Annotated in this window: 19 protein-coding genes; 11 read left to right on the top strand and 8 right to left on the bottom strand. The window is 65.4% G+C overall.

Annotated features, from left to right (window positions below; all coding sequences use genetic code 11):
- The first annotated feature begins 123 nt into the window (after nucleotides 1–123).
- From IOC61_RS14665 to htpX, 7 genes are all read left to right on the top strand, one after another.
- On the top strand, nucleotides 124–771 hold the full coding sequence (locus IOC61_RS14665; RefSeq protein WP_161422488.1) for a 50S ribosomal protein L25/general stress protein Ctc: 648 nt from the start codon (nucleotides 124–126) through the stop codon (nucleotides 769–771).
- An 87-nt stretch (nucleotides 772–858) separates the two neighbouring features.
- On the top strand, nucleotides 859–1449 hold the full coding sequence (pth, locus tag IOC61_RS14670) for an aminoacyl-tRNA hydrolase (protein ID WP_195689481.1): 591 nt from the start codon (nucleotides 859–861) through the stop codon (nucleotides 1447–1449).
- A 151-nt stretch (nucleotides 1450–1600) separates the two neighbouring features.
- Entirely contained in the window at nucleotides 1601–2692 is a 1092-nt protein-coding gene (ychF, locus tag IOC61_RS14675; RefSeq protein ID WP_195689482.1) for a redox-regulated ATPase YchF, read from the top strand.
- A 161-nt stretch (nucleotides 2693–2853) separates the two neighbouring features.
- Nucleotides 2854–3255 carry a peptide-methionine (R)-S-oxide reductase MsrB gene (msrB, locus tag IOC61_RS14680; protein WP_195689483.1) on the top strand — a complete coding sequence of 134 codons (402 nt, stop codon included), beginning with the start codon at nucleotides 2854–2856 and terminating at the stop codon, nucleotides 3253–3255.
- A 347-nt stretch (nucleotides 3256–3602) separates the two neighbouring features.
- Complete coding sequence (gene ylqF, locus IOC61_RS14685; RefSeq protein ID WP_195689484.1) at nucleotides 3603–4565, top strand: ribosome biogenesis GTPase YlqF; 963 nt, start codon at nucleotides 3603–3605, stop codon at nucleotides 4563–4565.
- A gap of 35 nt (nucleotides 4566–4600) precedes the next feature.
- Nucleotides 4601–5830 (top strand): pyridoxal phosphate-dependent aminotransferase, encoded by a 1230-nt coding sequence (locus tag IOC61_RS14690; RefSeq protein WP_195689485.1) that lies wholly within the window; start codon nucleotides 4601–4603, stop codon nucleotides 5828–5830.
- 126 nt (nucleotides 5831–5956) lie between these two features.
- On the top strand, nucleotides 5957–6862 hold the full coding sequence (htpX, locus tag IOC61_RS14695) for a protease HtpX (protein WP_195689486.1): 906 nt from the start codon (nucleotides 5957–5959) through the stop codon (nucleotides 6860–6862).
- A gap of 73 nt (nucleotides 6863–6935) precedes the next feature.
- Here the strand turns inward: htpX and pdxB are convergent, their stop codons facing one another.
- The gene (gene pdxB, locus IOC61_RS14700; RefSeq protein ID WP_195689487.1) at nucleotides 6936–8120 is read right to left on the bottom strand and encodes a 4-phosphoerythronate dehydrogenase PdxB; all 1185 of its coding nucleotides are present in this window, start codon (nucleotides 8118–8120) and stop codon (nucleotides 6936–6938) included.
- Nucleotides 8121–8211: 91 nt separating this feature from the next.
- Between pdxB and IOC61_RS14705 the strand changes: the two genes are divergently transcribed.
- Complete coding sequence (locus tag IOC61_RS14705; protein WP_195689488.1) at nucleotides 8212–8490, top strand: hypothetical protein; 279 nt, start codon at nucleotides 8212–8214, stop codon at nucleotides 8488–8490.
- Between the two features lie 99 nt (nucleotides 8491–8589).
- Here IOC61_RS14705 and IOC61_RS14710 read toward each other — a convergent pair whose 3' ends face one another.
- A complete protein-coding gene (locus IOC61_RS14710) occupies nucleotides 8590–8937 on the bottom strand; it encodes a glutaredoxin family protein (RefSeq protein ID WP_195689489.1) in 348 nt (115 codons plus the stop codon).
- A complete protein-coding gene (rlmKL, locus tag IOC61_RS14715; protein WP_195689490.1) occupies nucleotides 8934–11132 on the bottom strand; it encodes a bifunctional 23S rRNA (guanine(2069)-N(7))-methyltransferase RlmK/23S rRNA (guanine(2445)-N(2))-methyltransferase RlmL in 2199 nt (732 codons plus the stop codon). The genes IOC61_RS14710 and rlmKL overlap by 4 nt, the downstream gene beginning before the upstream one ends.
- Before the next feature lie 243 nt (nucleotides 11133–11375).
- On the opposite strand from rlmKL, the gene rmf reads away from it, so the two are divergent.
- The gene (gene rmf, locus IOC61_RS14720) at nucleotides 11376–11582 is read left to right on the top strand and encodes a ribosome modulation factor (RefSeq protein ID WP_132042248.1); all 207 of its coding nucleotides are present in this window, start codon (nucleotides 11376–11378) and stop codon (nucleotides 11580–11582) included.
- 117 nt (nucleotides 11583–11699) lie between these two features.
- Here the strand turns inward: rmf and IOC61_RS14725 are convergent, their stop codons facing one another.
- A complete protein-coding gene (locus tag IOC61_RS14725) occupies nucleotides 11700–12716 on the bottom strand; it encodes a quinone-dependent dihydroorotate dehydrogenase (protein WP_195689491.1) in 1017 nt (338 codons plus the stop codon).
- 173 nt (nucleotides 12717–12889) lie between these two features.
- Between IOC61_RS14725 and mgtE the strand changes: the two genes are divergently transcribed.
- Nucleotides 12890–14242: a magnesium transporter gene (gene mgtE, locus IOC61_RS14730; protein ID WP_195689492.1), complete on the top strand. Its 1353-nt coding sequence runs from the start codon at nucleotides 12890–12892 to the stop codon at nucleotides 14240–14242.
- 104 nt (nucleotides 14243–14346) lie between these two features.
- Here mgtE and IOC61_RS14735 read toward each other — a convergent pair whose 3' ends face one another.
- From IOC61_RS14735 to IOC61_RS14750, 4 genes are all read right to left on the bottom strand, one after another.
- A complete protein-coding gene (locus tag IOC61_RS14735) occupies nucleotides 14347–19185 on the bottom strand; it encodes an NAD-glutamate dehydrogenase (protein WP_195689493.1) in 4839 nt (1612 codons plus the stop codon).
- Between the two features lie 168 nt (nucleotides 19186–19353).
- A complete protein-coding gene (gene trmA / locus IOC61_RS14740; RefSeq protein ID WP_195689494.1) occupies nucleotides 19354–20481 on the bottom strand; it encodes a tRNA (uridine(54)-C5)-methyltransferase TrmA in 1128 nt (375 codons plus the stop codon).
- Between the two features lie 63 nt (nucleotides 20482–20544).
- Nucleotides 20545–21321, bottom strand: coding sequence for a glutamate racemase (gene murI, locus IOC61_RS14745; RefSeq protein WP_195689495.1), 777 nt, complete (start codon nucleotides 21319–21321; stop codon nucleotides 20545–20547).
- 191 nt (nucleotides 21322–21512) lie between these two features.
- Nucleotides 21513–22058 (bottom strand): hemerythrin domain-containing protein, encoded by a 546-nt coding sequence (locus tag IOC61_RS14750; protein ID WP_195689711.1) that lies wholly within the window; start codon nucleotides 22056–22058, stop codon nucleotides 21513–21515.
- A gap of 166 nt (nucleotides 22059–22224) precedes the next feature.
- Between IOC61_RS14750 and IOC61_RS14755 the strand changes: the two genes are divergently transcribed.
- Entirely contained in the window at nucleotides 22225–23565 is a 1341-nt protein-coding gene (locus tag IOC61_RS14755) for a replication-associated recombination protein A (protein ID WP_195689496.1), read from the top strand.
- The last annotated feature ends 126 nt before the right edge of the window (nucleotides 23566–23691 follow it).

Genomic DNA, 23691 nt, shown 5'->3' on the forward strand with positions numbered 1-23691 from the left:
TCCACTGAAGGAGCTCCACCTCGGCACGACAGGCGCCGGAAAGCGCCCTTCGGGGCACCCGGAAGTGTCAGGGCTCTGGTCGCGGTCCCTGTCGCTTTCCTACTTCAAGCAAGAGGCAATTCCATGTCCGATTTTATTCTTAATGCCAGCGTTCGTAACGACCTGGGGAAAGGTGCGAGCCGCCGCCTGCGTCGTGCGAACGAGCAGGTTCCCGCCATCATCTATGGTGGCGAGAAGGAGCCACAGCCGATCTCCGTCGAGAAGGCCGCCTTCTACAAGGCGATCGAGGAGGAGGTGTTCTTCTCCTCCATCATCAACCTGGTCGTCGACGGCAAGAGCGAGCAGGTCGTGGTACGCGACCTGCAGCGTCACCCCTTCAAGCCGCTGATCACCCACGCCGACTTCCTGCGTGTGGCAGCCAACCAGGAGTTCACCACCCGTGTGCCGCTGCACCTCGCCGGTGAAGAAGCCTGTGTGGGCATCAAGGACCAGGACGGCGAGCTCCATCAGCTGGCTTCCGACGTCGAGATCAGCTGTCTGCCCAAGGACCTGCCCGACTACCTGGAGTTCGATATCAGCGATCTCGAGGTAGGTGCCATCAAGCACCTCTCCGACCTGAGCCTGCCGGCCGGCGTCACCATCCCGGCACTGGCGCTGGGCGAAGACCACGACGGTCCGATCCTGAGCATCGTCAAGGCCAAGGTGCGCTCCGCGGGTGATGACGCGGAAGATGCCGAAGGCGGCGAAGAAGGCGAGCAGGGCGAGGAGTAATCCTTACCCGCTCCGGGGCCGCGCCAGACGCGGCCCCTCTGCTGATGATCAAGCGCCCCGGCGCTTGATTTTTTTTGGAGGTGACACATGAGTCAGGTCAGAGCGATCATCGGGCTGGGCAATCCCGGCGCCGACTACGAGGCCACCCGCCATAATGCCGGGGCCTGGCTGGTGGAGGCCCTGGCGCGCCGCGCCGGCGGCGAGCTGCGCGCCGACCGCAAGTTCCTGGGCCTGCATGCCAGGGTCCAGTTCGAGGGGCGTGATCTCCATCTGCTCAACCCCACCACCTTCATGAACCGCAGCGGCGGTGCGGTGGCGGCCCTCTGTCAATTCTACAAGCTGGCACCCGATGAGCTGCTGGTCGTTCATGACGAGCTCGACCTGCCGCCGGGCAGTGCCCGGCTCAAGACCGGCGGTGGCCATGGCGGCCATAACGGCCTGCGCGATATCATCAGCGCCCTGGGCAACACACGGGACTTCCACCGCCTGCGCCTCGGCATCGGCCACCCCGGCGACTCGCGCCAGGTCACGAACTACGTGCTGGGCCGCCCCGGAAAGGCCGAGCATGTCGCCATCGAGGCCGCCATCGACGAGAGCCTGGCCACCCTGCCCGATGCCATCGACGGTCACTGGACCAAGGCCATGAACCGGCTGCACAGCTTTTCAGCCGCCGGCTGACAGGCCAGCCATAGGCTGAGGGTACACGCTGTCAGTCTCCCCTTTGTCGGCCGGAAGGGCTTTCTTACGGCTGACCGCTTATGGCTTACCGCTCGGTCGAGTAGAATACTCGCTACTTTTCACTCGCGTACACGCTTTCCAGGATGATCCCATGGGTTTCAACTGCGGTATCGTCGGCCTGCCGAATGTCGGCAAGTCGACCCTCTTCAATGCGTTGACCAAGTCCGGCATCGACGCCGAGAACTTCCCCTTCTGCACCATCGAGCCCAACGTGGGCATCGTGCCGATGCCCGACCCGCGACTCGACAAGCTGGCGGAGATCGTCAAGCCGCAGAAGGTGCTGCCGACCACGATGGAGTTCGTCGATATCGCCGGCCTGGTCGCCGGGGCCTCCAAGGGCGAGGGTCTTGGCAACAAGTTCCTGGCCAATATCCGCGAGACCCAGGCCATCGCCCATGTGGTGCGCTGCTTCGATAACGACAACGTGATCCATGTCGCCAACCAGGTCGACCCGCGTGCCGATATCGAGATCATCAACATGGAGCTCGCGCTGGCCGACCTCGACACCGTGGAGCGCGCCATCCAGCGCCTGGTCCGCGTGGCCAAGGGCGGTGACAAGGAGGCCATCGCCACCAAGGCGATCCTCGAGCGCATCCAGCCCCACCTGGCCGAGGGCATGCCGCTGAGAAGCTTCGGGCTGGACGAGGAGGAGCAGCATCAGCTCAAGGGCTTCGGCTTCCTGACCCTCAAGCCCACCATGTACATCGCCAACGTCAACGAGGACGGCTTCGAGTCCAACCCCTACCTGGACGTGGTCCGCGACATCGCGGCAGAGGAAGGGGCCGTGGTGGTACCGGTGTGCAACCAGCTCGAGGCCGAGATCGCCGAGCTGGACAACGAGGAGCGCGCCATGTTCCTCGACGAGATGGGCATGGAAGAGCCCGGTCTCGATCGCGTCATCCGTGCCGGCTACGCCCTCCTCGGTCTGCAGACCTACTTCACCGCCGGAGTGAAGGAGGTGCGCGCCTGGACCGTGAAGGTGGGTGCCACCGCCCCCGAGGCCGCCGGCGTGATCCACACCGATTTCCAGAAGGGCTTCATCCGCGCCGAGGTCGTCGCCTACGAGGACTTCGTCACGCTGGGTGGCGAGCAGGGTGCCAAGGACGCCGGCAAGTGGCGACTGGAGGGCAAGGAGTACATCGTCAAGGATGGCGACGTGATCCACTTCCGTTTCAACGTCTAACGTTTCACCGCCCAAGTCCACGCTCGACGCCAGTCGCCCCCGGCACACCACCGGGGGCGACTGCGTTGAGGGGACGTGAATCCTTGTCGAGGGGGGACTCCCCCGCCCGGCCGCGTGCATGCCACAATGGAGGCATCAGCCCGATGAAAAGGAGAGCCGCCATGCCCCTGAAGACCGACAAGCCCGACGCCGAATGGCGCGAGACGCTTACCCCGGAACAGTACCGCGTCACCCGTGAGAAGGGTACCGAGCCTCCCTTCAGCGGCGACTACCAGGTCACCGACGAGCACGGCATCTACCACTGTGTCTGCTGCAACGCGCCACTGTTCGAGAACGAGCACAAGTTCGACGCCGGCTGTGGTTGGCCGAGCTTCGACCGTCCCATGACCCCTTCCTGCGTGGAGGAGCACGTCGACACCTCCCACGGCATGCGCCGCACCGAGGTCACCTGCGCGCGCTGCAGCGCCCATCTCGGGCACGTCTTCCCCGACGGCCCGCGCGATACCACCGGCCTGCGCTACTGCATCAACTCCGTGGCGCTCGACTTCCACGCCGGCGAGTAGGCCGCGCAATCGGCCCGGGTGCCCCCAGCAGTATCGCAGTTACTGACAAGATGACAGTGAAAGGCGCCGGGGGCAGGTCGGAGAGGGAGTCCGAGGACCAGGGGTGAGGAGCACTGCTCCGAACGGGCTGGCCATGGATGGCCAGCACCGGACCTGCAAGCGGAGCGGGGCGCGAGAGCGCTGCAGGGCCGAGGTAGCCTACAGGGAAGTACTCGTAGCGCCCCCTCGACGGCCTGTCGCCGGAACAGCCTTGAGCGGGGCTGCCATCTGCGATGACCCAGGGGGCCCCTGACTGGGCCGTGTATCTGCTAACATGGGCGGCCGATTTCTACAGGCAGGAGAGGCCCATGCTCGGCTGGTACCCGGGACACATGCACAAGGCGCGGCGCCAGATCACCGAGGCGCTGCCGGAGGTCGACGTGGTGGTCGAGGTCCTCGACGCCCGCCTGCCCTACTCCAGCGCCAACCCCATGCTGGCGGAGCTGACGCGCCACAAGCCGGTGCTCAAGATCCTCTCCCGGGCCGACCTGGCCGACCCGGAGCGAACCCGGGAGTGGACCGCCCACTTCGACGCCCAGCCCGATATGCGAGCGCTCGCCGTGACCACCACCAGGGTCAAGGAGCTCAAGCGTATCCCCAGGCTCTGCCATGAGCTTGCCGGCCAGATTCGCGCCGACCGAGACGTGCGCGTGATGGTGATGGGCATCCCCAATGTCGGCAAGTCGACCCTGATCAATGGCCTGGCCGGCAAGAGCATCGCCAGGACCGGCAATGAGCCCGCGGTGACCAAGCGCCAGCAGAAGGTTCGCATCAACGGGCGCGTCGCCCTTATCGACACCCCCGGGGTCCTCTGGCCCAAGATCGAGGACCAGGCCAGCGCCTACCGCCTGGCGGCCAGCGGTGCCATCCGTGACACTGCCATCGACTACGTGGATGTCGCCATGGTCACCGCCGCCGAACTGGCCAGGCGCTACCCCGAGGCCATCACGGCACGCTACCGACTCAAGGCGCTGCCCGGCTACCAGGCCAACCCCGATGCCGACCGGGTGGAGGCCGACGGTCCGGCACGAGTGGACCTGCTCGCCGTGGCCGGGTTCGACGGTCATGCGATCCTGGCCGAGATCGCCGCCAAGCGCGGTGGCCTGCGTCCCGGCGGTGAAGTGGACCTGCACCGTGGCGCCGAGGTGCTGCTGCATGAGCTGCGCGACGGCAAGCTCGGTCGCCTGACCCTGGAGGCCCCGGATGATATCCCGCTCGAACCCGCCCTGGAGCCGGACGGCGACGATGACGCCGATCCAGACACCCTCTAATCCTATCGCCCTCGCCGACCAGGACACCGAACGACATGGACACCCCTCCGCTTCGCAAATCCCACAAGCTGCATAATGTCTGCTATGACATCCGCGGCCCGGTACTCGACCACGCCAAGCGCCTGGAAGAGGAAGGCCAGCGCATCCTCAAGCTCAACATCGGCAACCCCGCGCCATTCGGCTTCGAGGCCCCCGAGGAGATCCTCCAGGATGTGATGCGCAACCTGCCCACGGCCCAGGGGTATTGCGACTCCAAGGGACTCTACTCGGCGCGCAAGGCGATCATGCAGGAGTGCCAGCGCCGGGAAATCCCGGGCGTGGGAATCGAGGATATCTATATCGGCAACGGCGTCTCCGAGCTCATCGTGATGACGCTCCAGGCACTGCTCAACGACGGCGACGAGGTACTGATACCGGCGCCCGACTACCCGCTGTGGACCGCCGCCGCCAACCTCTCCGGCGGCCATGCCGTGCACTACCTGTGCGATGAGCAGGCGGACTGGGCCCCGGACCTCGACGATATCCGCGCCAAGATCACCGCTCACACCCGGGCGATCGTGATCATCAACCCCAACAACCCCACCGGGGCGGTCTACCCCCCGGAGGTGCTGCGTGAACTGCTCGAGATCGCCCGCCAGCACGATCTGGTGGTGTTCTCCGACGAGATCTACGACAAGATCCTCTACGACGACGTGCAACATGTCTCCACCGGCGCCCTGGCCGGCGAGGACCAGCTGGTCGTCACCCTGAACGGCCTCTCCAAGAGCTACCGCTGTGCCGGTTTCCGCTCGGGCTGGATGATCCTGTCCGGCAACATCGCCAAGCAGCGTGCCGCCGACTTCATCCAGGGGCTGACCATGCTCGCCTCCATGCGCCTGTGCGCCAATGTGCCGGCCCAGCATGCCATCCAGACCGCCCTCGGTGGCTACCAGTCGATCAACGACCTGATCCTGCCCGGCGGCCGCCTACGGGCCCAGCGCGATATCACCTTTGAAAAGCTCAACGCCATCCCGGGCGTCTCCTGCGTGAAGCCCAAGGGAGCGCTCTACGCCTTCCCGCGCCTGGACCCCAGGGTCTACAACATCCAGGACGATCAGCAGCTGGTACTCGACCTGCTGCTGCAGGAGAAGATCCTGCTGGTCCAGGGAACCGCCTTCAACTGGCCGGACCCCGACCATGTGCGGATCGTCACCCTGCCCTGGGCCGACCAGCTCGGCGATGCCCTGGACCGTTTCGCCCGCTTCCTGTCGCGCTATCGCCAGTAACTCCCTCACGGGCCGGGCGAACCCGGGGCTTGAAACCCGCACCGCCCGGTCGTATCTAAGCAGTAGCCTGTTCCTGCCGCCCACATCGGGCGGCTTCCTTTCGATGATCGATGGAGATCCACCGACATGATGCGAATCCTGCTCTTCCTGGCCACCAACCTGGCGGTACTGCTGGTGGCCAGCGTCACCCTGCGCCTGCTGGGCGTGGACAGCTATCTCAGCGGCCAGGGCATCAACTTCCAGAGCCTGCTGATCTTCTGCTTCATCTTCGGCATGGCCGGCTCGATGGTCTCGCTGTTCATCTCCAAGTGGATGGCCAAGCGCAGTACCGGCACTGTGGTGATCGAGACGCCCTCCAACGCCACCGAGAAGTGGCTGGTGGACACCGTGGCGGAGCTGGCCCGGGATGCCGGCATCAAGACCCCGGAAGTCGGTATCTTCCCGGCCCAGCAGTCCAACGCCTTCGCCACCGGCTGGAACAAGGATGATGCCCTGGTGGCGGTCTCCGCCGGCCTGCTCAACCGCATGCGTCCGGAAGAGGTGCGCGCGGTGCTGGCCCACGAGATCGGCCATGTGGCCAACGGCGACATGGTCACCCTGGCGCTGATTCAGGGCGTGGTGAATACCTTCGTGATGTTCTTCGCCCGGGTGGTCGCCCAGCTGGTCGACCAGTTCCTGCGCGCTCGCAGCGACGGCGAGGGTGGCCTGGGCTTCATGGGCTACTTCGCCGTGGTGATGGTCGCCGAGATCGTCTTCGGCATCGCCGCCTCGGCCATCGTCGCCTGGTTCTCGCGCTTCCGCGAGTATCGCGCCGACGCCGCCGGTGCCAAGCTGGCCGGCTCCGGCGCGATGATCAACGCCCTCGCCCGCCTCAAGGCGGAGACCGAGCTGCCCGACCAGATGCCCGACACCCTGCGCGCCATGGCCATCACCAAGGGGCAGACCCGCTCGCTGGTGGAGCGCCTGTTCGCCAGCCACCCCCCCCTGGATGACCGCATCCGCGCCCTCAAGGAAGCCGCCTACCGTCAGTAAGCTTCCCCAATGCAAAAAACCAGAGGGCCCGCCAATGGCGGGCCCTCTGGGTTACGAGGCGAAAATCGTCCTGTCACTCAAGCCGTCGCCCCACACGAAACCCCGCCCCCGCCAGCAGTGTGGCCAGGTGCCGATCCTCTTCGGCCAGGGCCACCTCCAGGGTGGCGAATTCCCGGCGTAGGGGATAGTTGGCGCGACAGGCATCGAAGCCTCTGGCCATGCCCTGCCGGCGGCTAGCGCGCCTCAGGGAGTCATGGTCACGGCGCGGGTCGTAGACGGCGCGCATGGCAAGGCTCAGCGCCTCCTCCTTCTCGAGCCCTTCACCAAGCGCGAGGGAGCGCAGCGGTGGCGTCGGCAGCAGCTCCTCCAGGGTTACCCGGCACGGCAGGCCAAAGGCGCGACACAGCGCACGAGTGACCTGGTGGGTGCCGCGCAGCTTGCCGTCGAGGCTGTAGCCGGCGATATGCGGTGTGGCGATCTCGGCAAGGTCGGCCAGCGAGGCGTCGATGCCGGGTTCATTCTCGAAGACATCGAGAATCGCGTTGATATCTCCCTCTCCGCTCAGGCGGGCGCGCAGGGCCTGGCCATCGACACAATCACCGCGCCCGGCGTTGAGCAGCAACGACCCCGGTGCCAGGGCGGCGATGCGCTCGGCATCCAGCAGATGGTGGGTGGCATGGGGGCCCTGGCGAACCAGAGGGGTATGCAGGCAGAGCACGTCGCACTCGTCGATCAGGGTATCCAGACTCACGAAGCCGGCCGACGCCTCGTCCTCGGCGTCCCCCCTCCCGGCATACTCTGCCTCGACCCGGGGTGGGTCGCAGGCCAGACAGTCGACGCCCATGGCCGAGAGACGCGCCAGCAGCCGCCCGCCCACATTGCCGGCCCCGACGACGCCCACCCGGCGCTCGGCAAGCCGCCAGCCCTGCCGCTCGGCAAGCGTCAGCAGGCTGATCAGCACGTAGTCGACCACCGCCTCGGCGTTGCAGCCCGGGGCGCTGGCGAAGGTGATGCCGCGCTCGGCCAGCAGCCGGGTATCGACATGATCGGTCCCGATGGTGCAGGTGCCCACGAAGCGCAAGCGCGACGCCTCGGCGAGCAGCACCTCGTCGACCCGCGTGATGGAGCGAACCACCAGGGCATCGATATCCCGCAGGGACGCGGCATCGATCTCGCGGCCCGGCAGGCGCACCACCTCACCCAGTGCCGCGAGGCACGTCTCCGCGGCAGGCACATTGGCATCGACGAGTATCTTCATAAGACGTTGTCCAGCTCCGACAAGGCATTACAATACGCCCTACCATATCACCTCGCCGTCCAGGCCGGCACAGAGCAGCTCGGGAGCTTCGATGATCATTCGCTGGGAAACCGACCATGACTATGTCCTGGTGCATATCCACCAGGACATGTTTGGCGACTGGATCTTCAGCCGCGCCTGGGGGCAGATCGGCACCCAGTTCGGCGGGCTGAAGCACCAGCTGGCCGATGACCGCGAGCAGACCCTGATGTGGCTGGCCGATGAGGCCACCATCCAGGCATCACGGGGCTTTCGCAAGGTGCTGGAGGTGGAGGATCACAGCCCCGAGGGACGAGAAGCGATGAGCCAGCTATCCCTACTCGAGACGTAAGCTGGAAGGCAGCATGAGTCGGCCCACCAAGGTCTCAAGCCCCTTCTTCGAGCTTCTCGCTTCCAGGAGCGAAGCGACGCTCTTCAAGCTCAAGCCGGCTTAGCTCAGATAGCGCCGCCCACCGCGCATTATCGCACCACACGCTTCAGGCGCCTCGTCCTCACCATTCAGCCGGCGACGCAGCGCCTGCCAGGCCTCATCATCCAGCCAGCCACGCGCCTCGAGCCAGGACGCCAGGCGCTCCGGCTCGAAGCCGCGGTCGAGCTCGTTGCCTGCGGCATCCACCAGCACCGGAATGCGCACCCCGTAGCGAGCCAGCAGGAGATCATCCTCGCTGATCTCGACTCGCTCGAGCCCCACCGGCTCACGAGATAGCTGTGCCAGCAGCCCCTCCAGCTGCTGGCAGAGATGACACCCCAGCGTCGTATAGAGGGTCAGCTGGATCATGCCGACGCCTCCCCGTCCCCTCGATGACGGATCAGGAAGACATGGTGCAGATCGGGATTGCGCACGAAGTCGGGGTCGAAGGTCTGCCCCGAGATCTCCTTCACCGCATAGTGGTCGACCAGATCGGCATCCAGCTTGAAGCGGCGCTGGTTGTTGGAGAACACCAGCGTCCCGCCCGGCGCCAGGCGCGCCATGGCCAGGCGAACCAGCCGGCCATGGTCGCGCTGGATATCCAGGGTCTCCTCCATCTTCTTGGAGTTGGAGAAGGTGGGCGGATCCATGAAGATCAGATCGAACTCGGCATTGGCACGCTCGAGCCAGCGCAGGCAATCCTCGCGCACCACGCGATGCCGCCCCGGGTCGAGGCGGTTGAGGGCGAAGTTGTCCCGCGCCCACTGCAGGTAGGTGTTGGAGAGATCGACACTGACGCTCTCCGTGGCACCGCCTGCCTCCCCGTTGCCCAGCGCCGCCTGCACGGTGGCGGCCCCGGTGTAGCAGAAGAGGTTGAGGAAACGCCTGTCCGCCGCCATCTCGCCAAGCATCCGGCGAACCGGGCGGTGGTCGAGGAACAGGCCGGTGTCCAGGTAGTCGCGCAGATTGATCCACAGCCTGGCCGGCCCTTCCCGAACCTCGAAACGCTCGCCGGTGGCGGCCTGCTTCTCATACTGGGCACGCCCGCTCTGACGCTGCCGCCGCTTGACCACCACCCGCGTGGGGGCCACCTCGAGCACCTCGGGGATCACCGCCAATGCCTCGAACAGCCGCTTCTGGGCCTGGTCGACATCCACCGACTTCGGTGCGGCATACTCCTGCACATGCACCCAGTCGGCGTAGACGTCCACCGCCATCGCATATTCAGGCATATCGGCATCATAGAGCCGATAGCACTGCTCGCCGCTGCGCTTGAGCCACTTCTTCAGGCGCCGGCGATTCTTCTCCAGCCGATTGGCGAACATCTGCGCCCCTTGCGAGCGCGCCGGCGTAGCCGCCGCCTGCCCATCCTGCCGTTCGGGCACCGCCATCAGCAGCAGCTTGGCCTCCAGGGGGCCATTGCGCAGTGCGTACTGCTTGTGAGCGCGCAGGCCGATGCGATGGCCGAGATCGGGGTTAGCGGTGAAAACCGCCAGCTGCCAGCCAGGAAAGGCGTCACGCACCCTCTCGCCCAGCCGGGCATAGAGGGTCACCAGCTCGGGCAGCTCGCCGAGGCGCTCGCCATAGGGTGGGTTGGTGATCAATAGCCCCGGCGATGCCTCCGCAAGGCCCTGGGGACTCGCCAGCTCGCCGAGCCCCGCGCCGCGAAGCTCGATCAGCGCCGGGATGCCGGCACGCATGGCATTGGCCTTGGCGGCGGCAAGCGCCGCCGGGCTCTGGTCGAGGCCGTAGAATCGCGAGCGACAGCGCTTGCGGCCGATGCTCGCCCGCGCCTCGGCCTCGCGCCTGAGCTCTCGCCAGCTCCCCTCGTCATGGCCCGCCCAACCGTGAAAGCCGAAGCGATCACGCGCCAGGCCGGGGGCCATATCGGCCGCCATCATCGCCGCCTCGATCAACAGGGTCCCGGCTCCACACAGTGGGTCCACCAGCGGGGCGCCCTGGCGAGCCAGCTCGGGCCAGCCGGCACGCAACAGCAGTGCCGCGGCCAGGTTCTCCTTGAGCGGCGCATGACCGACATCGCGGCGATAGCCACGACGATGAAGACTCACGCCCGAGAGGTCGATGCCCACCACCAGGCGACCGCGATGCAGATTGGCGTAGCAGCGCAGGTCGGGCTGCTTGAGGTCCACCGAAGGACGCGGGAGGCCTCGGGCCTGCAGGCGGTCCACCACACCATCCTTCACCGTCTGGGCGCCGAAGCGGGTATGACGGATCGCCTCGCTGCGACCATGGAAGTCCACCGCCAGGCTGGCGGAGAGGGGCAGGTGCGCCTCCCAAGGAATCGCAGCCACCGCCTCTCGAAGCTGTTCGGGCGTGGCGATGCCCTCATCGCGAACCAGACACAGGATCACCCGGTTGGCGAGGCGTGACCACAGGCAGACCCGATAGGCGGTGACCCGATCGGCTCGCGCACTTACCGCCCCCACCGTACTCTTGACGGGCACGGCACCGAGGGCTTCCAGCTCCTCGCTCAGCAGCTCCTCGAGGCCACGGGGGCAGGTTACCTGTAGATCAAGGGAAGGGTCGGATGGAGTCGGATTCATCGGCAATCACCGCGGAGGCAGAAGGGTAAATGTGCACCATGTCAGGCAGGTGAACGAGTTGTTACAAATCGTTGGTCGACAACGCGGAGCGAGTTGCGCTATCTATAGGGCAGTAGCTACGAAGAACACGCATGCGTTTACTGTCATCGAGTCCGCCCCTTCACATTACTGGGCTCGAGGCCTGTTACGGCTCGGCACGAGTCACTCCCGAGCCAGTTAGATACCTTATCAAGAGGTAGTCCAATGAAACGACAGAAACGTGATCGCTTCCAGCGTGCCTATACGCATGGCTACAAGGCAGGTGTCTCAGGACGCTCCCGTGATGACTGTCCCAGTCAGGACGTCAATCTTCGTGAATACTGGATGAGCGGTTGGCGTGAAGGTCGTGGGGATCAATGGGACGGCATGACCGGTATCTCCGGCATCCACAAGAACCCCATGGTGGTGTGAACCCGAAACCTGAATCAAGCGAGATTCACGCTTCCTCAAGCCCGCGGCGAGCCGCGGGCTTTTTGCGTTCCGTGCACTTCTATCCAGCATAATACTTCTATCCAGCACACCTTTCTCTCAGCGCGTTTCACGCAAGGCTCGGCTGCACTCCGCCACCAGTGCCGGGCCGCGGTAGATGAACCCCGAATAGAGCTGTACCAGATCGGCGCCGGCCTCGCGCTTGGCCAGCGCCGCCTCGCCGCTGTCGATGCCACCCACCCCGATGATCGGCATCTCGGGAAGACGGCGGCGAAGCTCGCGGATAACGCGATTGGAGGACTCGAATACCGGCCGCCCCGAGAGTCCCCCCTGTTCGTCGGCATGGGCCAGCCCCTCGACGGCCTCCCGCGAGACGGTGGTGTTGGTGGCAATCACCCCGTCGATTTCATTCGCCGCCAGACACTGGGAGACCAGCCCCACCTCGTCGGCATCCATGTCCGGCGCGATCTTCACCGCCAGGGGCACCCGGCGCCCGCTGTCGCGATCGAGACGCGAACCCGCCTCGCGTAGCGCCGACAGCAGACCATCGAGGTGGTCACCGAACTGCAGGTTACGCAGCCCGGGGGTGTTGGGCGAGGAGATGTTCACGGTGATGTAGTGGGCGTGAGGGTGCACCTTCTCCAGGCATGCCAGGTAGTCATCTACCGCCCGCTCGACCGGGGTCGTCAGGTTCTTGCCGATATTGATGCCGATAACGCCGTCGAAGCGACTGGCCCTGACCCTGGCCACCAGATGATCGACCCCCGCGTTGTTGAACCCCATGCGATTGATGATGGCGCACGCCTCCGGCAGGCGAAACAGCCGTGGCCGCGGATTGCCGGACTGAGGCCGGGGCGTTACGGTTCCCACCTCCACGAAGCCGAAGCCCAGCGCGCCCAGGGCATCGAGATGATCCGCGTTCTTGTCGAGCCCGGCGGCAAGCCCCACCCGGTTGGGGAAGCGCAGCCCCATCAGCTCTACCGGGTCCTCCACCCGCTCGCCCCCGAGGCGTGCCGCCACTCCCAGGCGACCGGCCAGATCCAGCCCCTTCAAGGCCACGCCATGGGCGGTTTCGGCGTCCAGGCGAAAGAGCAGCGAACGAGCGAGGGAATACATGGCGTCTCCGGCGGGTGGTGGTCGCGAGCGGGCGAGAGTATAGCAGTGCCTCCCGCCAGAAACGACGTCACAGCCGACAGCCAGCACCAATTTTGTGATCTACTGTAGGCCGCCAAGACATACCGGGGGATGGGGCATCACTGCCACACCGCCGAGGAGCCAGGGAGACTGACATGGCCGACACCACCGAAACCCTCGAACACCGCCTGTCCCGGATCCATCGCGCCCTGGGGGAGAACCGCCTCGACATCGTCGACGCCGTGCTGGCCGAACTGGAGCCCGCCGAAGTTGCCCTGCTGCTGGAGTCGCTGCCGCCGGTGGCGCGTATTCAGCTATGGAAACGGGTGCCCGGGGAAGTCGACGGCGAGGTGCTGCTGCACGTCCATGATGAGGTGCGCAGCACCCTGCTCGATGATATGGACCACGAGGAGATCGTGGCCGCTGCTACCAGCATGGACACCACCGACCTGGCGGAGATCTTCGAGGACCTGCCCCAGCAGGTGGCCGAGGACATGCTGCGCTCCATGGACGCCTTGCAGCGCGAACGCCTGGAGGAGACCCTCTCCTTCGAGGAGGACAGCGCAGGCCGGCTGATGCGCACCGATACCATCACGGTGCGCAGCGACGTCAGCCTGGAGACGGTGTGCCGTTTCCTGCGCTGGAAGGAGTCGATCCCCGACAACACTCACCTGCTGATGGTGGTCGACCGTGACGGCCTGTTCCAGGGCACCCTGCCGGTGGCTCGGCTCATCAGCCATCCGCCCGAGATGGCGGTGGCCGACCTGATGGACCACGAGGTGGACAGCATTCGGGTCGACATGAAGTCGCGTGACGTGGCCACCCTGTTCCAGACACACGACCTCGCCGCGGCGCCCGTGGTGGACGAATCGGGTCTGCTGCTCGGCCGCATCGTCATCGACGATATCGTCGATGTCATCCGCGAGGATTCCGAACAGGCGCTGATGAACATGGCCGGCCTCGACGAGGAGGAGGACCTGTTCGCTCCCGTGCTGTCCAGCGCCAAGCGTCGTGCCGTCTGGCTGGGCATCAATCTGCTCACCGCCTTCCTGGCCGCCGGGGTGATCGGGCGCTTCGAGGATGCCCTGGAGCAGATCGTCGCCCTGGCGGTGTTGATGCCGATCGTCGCCAGCATGGGCGGCATCGCCGGCAGCCAGACCCTGACCCTGGCCATACGTGGCCTGGCCCTGGGACAGATCAGCACTACCAACAGCGCCTGGCTGCTGCGCAAGGAGGTCGGCATCGCCATCCTCAACGGCGTGCTCTGGGCCCTGGTCGTGGCGGTACTGGCACTGCTGTGGTTCAAGAGCATTGCCATCAGCGTGATCATCGCCGCCGCCCTGACGATCAACATGCTGGCGGCGGGTATCGCCGGGATTCTCGTCCCGCTGCTGCTCAAGCGTGTCGGTATCGACCCGGCGCTGTCCGGCTCGGTGATTCTGACCACGGTGACCGATGTGGTGGGCTTCATGTCCTTTCTGGGCCTGGCCACCTACTTCCTGCTCTAGACACACTCTCCTCCGATGGCCCTACGGCTTCTTTTCGCCCTCGCCATAACGAGAGACCCCGCCTGAAGGCGGGGTCTCTCGGTTGCGGTGGGTGAAGGTGTGTATCAGGCGTCGCGGCTGCTCTCGGCCAGATCCACCAGCTCGCGAACCGCCACGGCAAACAGCGGGAAGCCGCCCTGTCCGCCGCTTCCGACCTGCTCGAGCAGGCGGCACCAGCGCGCATGCATGGCATCGTGCCGCTCGAGCCACTGCTCGACCCGGGCAGAGGGATCATCGGCTCCCTCCCCCATATGCAGCACACTGACGGTCAACGCCAGCTGCTGGCGGTCGATATCGTCACGGAAGGTCTCGCGGGCCTGGGCCTGCCAGCTGTCCCGCACCTTCAGCTCGGTAATCCGGCGGATCATCCAGGGGAGTTGCAGACGGTTGCCGATCGCATAGAAGACCTCGGCCACCTGCTCGGGTGCCACGTCGGTCTGGCGGGCGGCCTGGATGATGCCAAGCCCGGCATAGAGGCTGCCGGCGGCGGCCACATTGGCCGCCAGGGAATCCGGCACTCCAGCCTCCATCAGCTCGTCTCGACGCGCCTCCCAGGACTCCCGCTCCTCGCCGCTGAGGCGTTCACCGATGCCCTCGCGGATCGCCACCAGGCGCGGCGCGAAGAAGTCGATGCACTGGCGAGTATCGAGGCCGGTACGACTGCGCAGCAACCAGCGCGTCGCACGACGGATCAGTCGCATCAGATCGAGCATCATGGCGTACTGCACGCCGCTGGGTACCTGGTTGTCCAGCGCCTCGATCTGCGACCAGGTCTCGTCCAGCCCGAACACTTCCCGCGCGATGACGTAGGCACGGGCGATCTCGGCACGGCCGGCCCCGGTGGAGTCGATCAGCCGACGCACGAAGACGACACCCATGTGGTCGACCAGGTCGTTGGCCAGCTGGGTGGCAACGATCTCGCGCTTGAGGCGGTGCTCGTACATCTCGTCGCGATAGCGCTCCACCAGTACCCGCGGGAAGATGCGCTCGACATAGCGCTCGATGACCGGATCGTCGGGAAGATCGGAGACGATAAGGTCATCCTTGAGCACACTCTTGGCATAGGAGATCAGCATCGCCAGCTCGGGCAGCAGCATGCCCTGCTGATTGGCGGCCCGCTCCTGAAGCTCCTCGTCGGCGGGCAGGAACTCCAGCTCACGATCGAGCTGTCCGGCGGCCTCCAGTTCGCTGATAAAGCGCCGGAAGGGGCCCACACCCTGCTTCGACAGCAGTTCGGCGAGGTCGAGCGCCTGGGTCTGGCGGTAGTTGCCGAGCAGTACCAGCTCACTGACCTCGCCGGTCATGTCGGCGAGCAGCTGATTGCGCTGCTTCTCGGTCATGTCGCCGCGCTTGACCACCTCATCGATCAGGATCTTGATATTGACCTCGTGGTCGGAGCAGTTGACCCCGCCGGCGTTGTCGATGAAATCGGTATTGATGCGCACGCCCCGGGCGGCGGCCTCCATGCGACCACGCTGGGTCATGCCGAGGTTACCGCCCTCGCCCACGACTCGGCAGTTGAGCTCACGGCCATCGATCCGCAGGCCATCGTTCGCCTTGTCGCCCACCTGGGCATCGGTCTCGTCACTGCCCTTGACGTAGGTGCCGATACCGCCGTTCCAGATCAGATCCACCTCGGACTTGAGCATGGCGCTGATCAGCTCGTTGGGGGAGAGCCTCTCCTCACGGATGCCGAATCGAGCCTTCATCTGCCTGGAGATGGGGATCGACTTGGCGCTGCGCTTGAAGACCCCGCCCCCCTCGGAGATCAGCGAGGCATCGAAGTCTGCCCAGCTGGAACGCGGCATCTCGAACAGGCGCTTGCGCTCGGCGAAGGTGGCCGCCGCGTCGGGCTCGGGGTCGACGAAGATATGCAGGTGGTTGAAGGCGCCCACCAGCCGGATCCTGTCCGACAGCAGCATGCCGTTGCCGAAGACATCGCCGCCCATGTCGCCGATGCCCACCACGCTGAACTCGTCCTCCTGGGTATTCACGCCCAGGCCTCGGAAGTGGCGCTTGACCGACTCCCAGGCCCCTCTGGCGGTGATCCCCATCTTCTTGTGGTCGTAGCCATTGGCACCGCCGGAGGCGAAGGCATCCCCCAGCCAGTGGTCATACTCGGCGGAGATCTCGTTGGCGATATCCGAGAAGGTGGCGGTTCCCTTGTCGGCGGCCACCACCATGTAGGCGTCATCGGCGTCATGACGCACCACGTCACGTGGTGGCACGACGTCACCGCCCTTGAGATTGTCGGTCACATCGAGCAGCGCCCGGATAAAGGTCTTGTAGCACTCGACCCCTTCGCGCTGGAAGGCCTCGCGGTCGCCCTCGGGCAGCCGCTTGCAGACAAACCCGCCCTTGGCGCCCACCGGCACGATCACCGAGTTCTTGACCTGCTGGGCCTTGACCAGCCCCAGCACCTCGGTGCGGAAGTCCTCGTGGCGGTCCGACCAGCGCAGTCCGCCCCGCGCCACCTTGCCACCGCGCAGGTGTACCCCCTCGACCCGCGGCGAGCAGACGAAGATTTCGAAGGCGGGACGCGGCTTGGGCATGCCGGTGACCTTCGAGGGCTCAAGCTTGACGGCGATATAGTCCTTGACGCCACCATCCTCGCGTCGCTGATAGTAGTTGGTGCGCAGGGTGGCCAGAATCAGCTCCATGTAACGACGCAGCAGCTGGTCATCATTGAGACTGGCCACATCGTCGAGAAGCCGCTGAATGCGCTCCACGCAGGCCTCCTCTTCGCCCTCGCCGGGACGGTCGGCGGGGTCGAAGCGCAGCTCGAACAGCGTCACCAGCTCGCGGGTGATCTCCGGATAGCTGGCCAGGGTATTGGCCATGTAGTCCTGAGATACCCCGAAGCGGATCTGCTTGAGGTAGCGGGCATAGGCCCGCAGCATCGCCACCTCACGCCAGTCGAGGTTGGCGCCGATGATCAGGCGATTGAAGGCGTCGTTATCCGTCTCTCCCGCCCAGATACGTTGAAAGGCCTCACAGAAGGGTTCGCGCATCTCCTGGAGGTTGACCTCGGTGCTGGTGTGATGCTCGAGGTTGAAGTCATGGATCCAGTAGCTGGCATCCCGGGCGCCGATTTCGTAGGGGCGCTCACCGAGCACCCTGAGGCCCAGGTTCTCCATCATCGGCAGCACATCGGAGAGCGGAATCGGGGCGTCGCGATGGAACAGCTTGAGATTGACCCCGCTGCCCTCCTCCTCCACCAGCCGGTAAAGCGACAGCGCCAGTGGCTGTCCCTCGTCGAGCTCACCGATATGGTGCAGATCATAGACGGCGGTACGCGCGCTGAAGTCGTCGCGATAGCTGGCCGGGAAGGCATCGCGGAATCGACTCATCAGGCGATTGGCCTGCTCCTCGCCGAAGCCATCGATACAGGCGTTGTGCAGATCATCACGCCAGTTGCGCGCCAGCTTGGCCAGCTTGGCCTCGAGACGCTTGATCTCGTACTCGACCGGACGATCGCCCTTGAAGCGCAGGATAAACTGGATGCGTGCCAGCACCGACTCGGAGAGATAGGTGTTGAAATCGCCGAAGGTGGCGTCGAGCTCCTCGCACAGCATCTCCTGAATGCGCAGACGCAGCTCGGTGGAGAACACATCCCGAGGGACGAAGATCAGGCAGGAGTAGAAGCGGCCGGGGAGGTCCTCGCGCACGAACAGCCGGACGCGACGGCGCTCGCGAATGCTGAGGATCCCCAGCGCCGTCTGGGCCAGCTCCTCGGTATCGATCTGGAAGAGATCGTCGCGGGGGTAGACCTCGAGGATCTGCAACAGCTGCTTGCCGTTGTGCCCCTTGGGGTTGAAGCCGGCGATCTCCATCACCGCCTTGAGCTTGCGACGCAGGATCGGCACGTTGCGCGGCGACTCGTTGTAGACGCTGGCCGTGAACAGCCCCAGGAAGCGATGCTCACCGATCAGGCGCCCCTGCTCGTCATAGCGATCGATGGAGATATAGTCGGGATAGGTGGGACGATGAATCCTGGCGTGGTGGGCGCTCTTGGAGAAGGTCAGCAGCTCCGGCACCAGCACGTAGTGGCCATTCTCGATGCCAAGCTCGGTGCGGATACGCTCCCGGTAGCGTGGCTGGTCGAGACGAAAGACGCCAAGCTCGCTCCCCTTCTCCTTCTCGAAGGTCTCCTTGTCCGCCGTCCCCTTCACCGAGTAGGTGTCATAGCCCAGGAAGGTGAAGTTGTCCTCGAGCATCCACTCCAGAAAGGTGATCGCCTCGGCATGATCATCCGGATCCGTCTGCGGCGGACAGCAGGTACGCAGCTCCGACAGCGCCTCCTCGACCTTGGCACGCATCGGATCGAAGTCGGCCACCGCGGTGCGCACATCGACCAGCACCTCCTCGAGGCTGGCCTGCATCTCCTGCAGCTCCTCGCTATCGGAGTGGCGGTCGATCTCGATAACGATCAACGACTCGCGCTGGGCCGGGGCCGCACTGTCCTTGGGAGAGGTTACCGACAGCAGGCGGTGGCCGCGATCCCGCTCCGTCGCCAGCACGGCATTATGGATGGCGTGCACGGTCATGCCACGGCGATTGAGCTCGATGCGCACCGAGTCGACCAGGAAGGGCATGTCCTCGTGCAGCACCGCCACGAAGGTGTGCGGCGACTGCCAGCCATGCTCCTCGAAGTCCGGATTGAAGACCCGTACCTTGGGGTCGGCCGGGTCGAACTGCAGCAGGAAGTGCCACATCGAGAGGGTCGCGCCGTAGATATCATCGAGCCGACGGTCCTCAAGGTCATCCAGCGGAATCGCGGCATAGAAATATTTGGCGAAGGCCCCCACGGCCTCCGCCTTGGCGGCATCCAGCTTGGCGTTCAGGCGCTCATCAAGCTGCTTTAGCAGGTCCTGTCTGGCTTCGTCATTCGCAACGTGCTGCATCCATCACCTCGGCTACCGGCGGCCGCTCCTGCGGCCGGGAAGTGTTCGACACGACCCCGGTGGGGCCCTGTCGTCAGCTTACGCGACACCCCGAGTGCGACCTAGTCACTTGATGATCTGCTCATGGAGCATGTCGAAAATGCATTACGCTGAGGTGTCACGAGTTCGTCAGTCGCGTCGCTCGAGCAGCACACCGCACTCGCAGTGGTGGGTCCAGGGAAACTGGTCGAACAGCGCGAAGCGCGTGATGCGATGGGTCTCGGTCAGGCACTCCAGATTGCTCGCCAATGTCTCCGGATTGCATGAAATATAGACGATACGCGAATAACCGCTCAGCTGGCGGCAGCTGGCATCATCGAGACCGGCGCGAGGCGGATCCACCAGCACGGTGCTGAAGGCATAGTCATCGAGCGCCCACTCGGCGACCCGGCGCCCCCCCTTCTCTCCCTTCAAGGCCGCGGCGAACTCCTCGGCCGACATGCGCCCCACGGTGACGTTGTCGATGCCGTTGGCGGCCAGGTTCTGCCTGGCGCTGGCGACCGAGGTGCGCGAGATCTCCGTGGCCAGCACGCGCCGGAAGTTCTCGGCCAGCGCTACCGTGAAGTTGCCGTTGCCGCAGTAGAGCTCCACCAGGTCTGCAGACTCGCTGCCCCGCGTCACGTCCCGCGCCCAGGCCAGCATCGAGCGGCAGATCTGGGCATTGGGCTGGGTAAAGCTGTTCTCTACCTGCTGATAGACGAACTCACGCCCCTCCACCTCGAGACGCTCCCAGACATGATCACGCTCAAGCACCCAGCGCTGCTTGCGGGCACGACCGATGATCATCACCCCGAGGCGCTCCTGCAGGCTACGCGCCTCGGCCTCCCAGGCGTCGTCTAGCTGGCGATGGTAGATCAGGGTCACCAGCGCCTCGCCGGAGAGGGTGGTGAGGAACTCGACCTGAAACAGCCGGCGGCGCAGCGTGTCGTTGTCGCGAATGGCATCGAGCAGGCGCGGCATGAGGTCGTTGATCTGCCGGCTGGCGACCGGGTAGTCATCCAGGCGGATGACCGTCTTCTTCTTTTTCTTGGGGTCCTCGGTGTCCTCCTCGGACGCTTGAATTTCGAACATGGCGTAGAAGAGGTCATCACCCTCGTGCCAGATGCGAAACTCGCAGCGCTGACGATAGTGGCTCGGCGGCGAAGGGTAGACCTCGAGTGCCGGCGGCGCGAAGCGGGAAAAGTCTCGGACGATACGCTCGCGCTTCGCTTCGAGCTGCTGGTCGTAGCGGTCGGGGTCGACGACAGGAATGGCCACGAAGCCTCCAGATAAGTAGGAATGTAAATGAGTGAAAGGGATAGACGTTTTGGGCGTGGATGATCAGCCCAGCGCGAGCGGCCGCGGGCCGCTGAAACCGAAGCGCGACAGGACCCCGGCCAGCGGCGCATCGGGGGCGCTGGCAAAGCTCTGCCCCGGGCCAGCCCCGAGTGCCACGCCCGATGCCACCTGGGCGGTGCGCCGCGCGATGGCATCGCTGGAGTCGACCCAGGTCACCGCACGCGGCGCGGCGGCCGACAGGAGATCGCGCAGCAGCGGGAAGTGGGTGCAGCCCAGCACCACGGTATCGAGCTCGGGCTCCTCCCACAGGGGGGCCAGGGCCGAGGCGATCACTGCGCTGTCGGGCAACTCTCCGGCCAGGTGCCGCTCCGCCTCGCGCACCAGGGGGTCGGCCGCGACTCGCCTGACGCGACAGTCAGCGGCGAAGGTTTCGATCAGGCGTAGTGTATAGGGGCGCGCTACCGTGGCACTGGTCGCCAACAGCCCGATATGGCGACTTCGGCTGACCATGGCTGCCGGCTTGATGGCCGGTACCGTACCCACCACCGGCACCCTCAGGCGTTCGCGCAGGGCATCCAGCGCCAGGGTGCTGGCGGTATTGCAGGCCACCACCAGCGCCGCACAGCGACTGGCCGCCACGGCCGCCTCGCATACCGTCAGGATACGCTCCACGAGCCAGGCATCCTGACGGCGCCCATAAGGCAGCATGGCGTTGTCACAGGCATAGGCCAGGGCCGCGTGGGGCAACCGCGCACGCAACGCGGCCACGACCGAGAGTCCGCCCACGCCAGAGTCGAACACCAGAATCGGTCCCGCCATCACCCGTCCCCCCGTGGCCCGGGAGGGAAACAACAGGAGCGAAGTAATGGCGGAAATATCAGGAACAGGCTGGGCATGGCAAGGGTGTGGCCGCTGAAATGCCGGCCATTCTACCTCACATCTACCTCACAGCGGGGATGAGCCGAAGCACCGGCCTATCAAGGGCCGGCCTATCGAGGGGAAGTCCAGATTCAGGTCACCGGCTCGGGAGCATCGCGCAGCTCGGCATACAGCTCGGGATAGGCCTCCTCCAGGCGCTTGACCTGTGCCTGGGCGCCTTCGGGCAGCGCCGCCGCCAGGGCCTCGAGGTCCGCATCATCGAAGTTCTCCCGAATCAGCGGGAACAGCAGCTCGCGCTCATCTCTCAGATAGGCACGGTGGCTCTTCAGGTAGGCATTGAGATCCTCGGCGAAGTGCTCCATGGGCACCACGGCATCCATCAGGATCATGTCGATATCATTGGAAAGTCGCTTGAGCCGCGACTGCAGCGCCCGGTAGTCCCGGGCCAGGCGCTCGGTGACCTCGACACTGGAAGGAACCAGCTCCATGAGTCGCTCGGTGCAGACCTTTTCGAGAGGCTGGGTGAAGCCCTCCTGGTAATCGAGGATATAGTCTACGACCTCGCGCACCAGCTGGAAGTTGGGACGCTCGCCGGCAGCCAGGGTCTTCTGCTTGAGCTGCAGAACGTGCAACATGCGCGCCATATTGGCATGATCCTGACGCAACTGGGGCAGCATTGGCATGTCGGGCCCTCCTGAAGGAAGCATGGGAGAAGGCACTCTCCCTTGGATACGCCATTCGGGACTGAGTTCATCTCGAGGCCCCCACGGCGCTCACAACGCAACCCCACTCTAGCAGGAGTGACGCCGACCTGCCCCCTCCCCATCAACGCAAGGAGACGCCATGGACCTCTTCGCAAGCGACCGCGACGACGACGCCCCCCTCGCCTGGCGCATGCGCCCGCGCGGCCTCGCCGACTATGTGGGCCAGCAGGCCCTGGTGGGCCCCGGCAAGCCACTGCGACGCATGGCCGAGAGTGGCCTTGTGCGCTCGATGATCCTGTGGGGGCCGCCAGGCACCGGCAAGACCACCCTGGCGGAGATCCTGGCCGTCGAGTCGGGTGCCGATCTCGAGCACCTCTCCGCGGTGATGGCCGGCGTCAAGGAGATCCGGGCCGTAGTGGAGCGCGCCCAGGCACGCCAGACCCAGGGGCTGGCGACCCTGCTGTTCCTCGACGAGATCCACCGTCTCAACAAGAGCCAGCAGGATGCACTGCTGCCTCACGTGGAGTCGGGACTGCTGACGCTGATCGGCGCCACGACGGAAAACCCCTCCTTCGAGGTCAACTCGGCCCTGCTCTCAAGGGCCCGGGTCCACGTCCTGACATCACTCTCCGAAGAGGAGCTGATGGAGGTGCTGCAGCGCGCCCTGGACGACGAGGAGAGGGGCCTGGGAGCACGCCGATTCCGGCCCGAGCCCGATGTACTCAGGGTGCTAGCCCGCTCCGCCGCGGGCGACGCTCGCCGCGCCCTGGGGCTGCTGGAGAGCGCCTGCGACTTTACCGAGCCCGGCCCGGAGGGCAGCGAGATACTTCGCCGGGAAGCACTGGAAGCGGTGCTGGGGCACCAGGCAAGTGCCTTCGACAAGCAGGGCGATCACTTCTATGACCTGCTGTCGGCGATCCACAAGTCGGTGCGCTCCTCACGTCCGGACGCCGCCCTGCTCTACATGGCGCGCTTTATCCAGGGTGGCGGCGACCCCCTGGATGTGGTCCGTCGGCTGACCGCCATCGCCTCCGAGGATGTGGGAAACGCCGACCCACGCGCCCTGCCGCTGGTCATGGCCGCCTGGGACGCCTATCTGCGACTGGGGGATTACGAGGGGCAGCGGGCCATCGCCCATGCCGCCATCCACCTCGCCGTGGCCCCCAAGAGCAACGCCATCGATCGGGCCTGGCATCAGGCCAAGGCCTTTGCCGCCAGCCAGCCCCGGCTCGAGGTGCCGAGTTATCTGCGCAACGCCCCCACCAAGCTGATGGAGTCCCTGGGTCATGGACAGGGCTACCGCTATGCCCACCACGAACCCCACGGCTATCCCGCCGGCAGCAGTCACGACTGCTGGCCGGATGCAACGCCTCGCGAACACTTCTACCGGCCCACCGAGTACGGTCAGGAGAAGCGCTATGCGCAGATCATGGCCTGGCGGGAGCAGCTCGATGCCGAGGTGGACGAAGACGATACCTAGCTGTGATCTCTCTATAGGTTGTTCATCCGGAACCAACCCGGAAGACTGGAGATGCGAACCAACCAACCGCTCCAGGAGGCCCGGATGAACACCCATAAGAATGCCCGTCTCACTCCGCATGGTCGA

This window comes from Halomonas sp. KAO (assembly GCF_015595025.1).
Taxonomy (GTDB): domain Bacteria; phylum Pseudomonadota; class Gammaproteobacteria; order Pseudomonadales; family Halomonadaceae; genus Halomonas.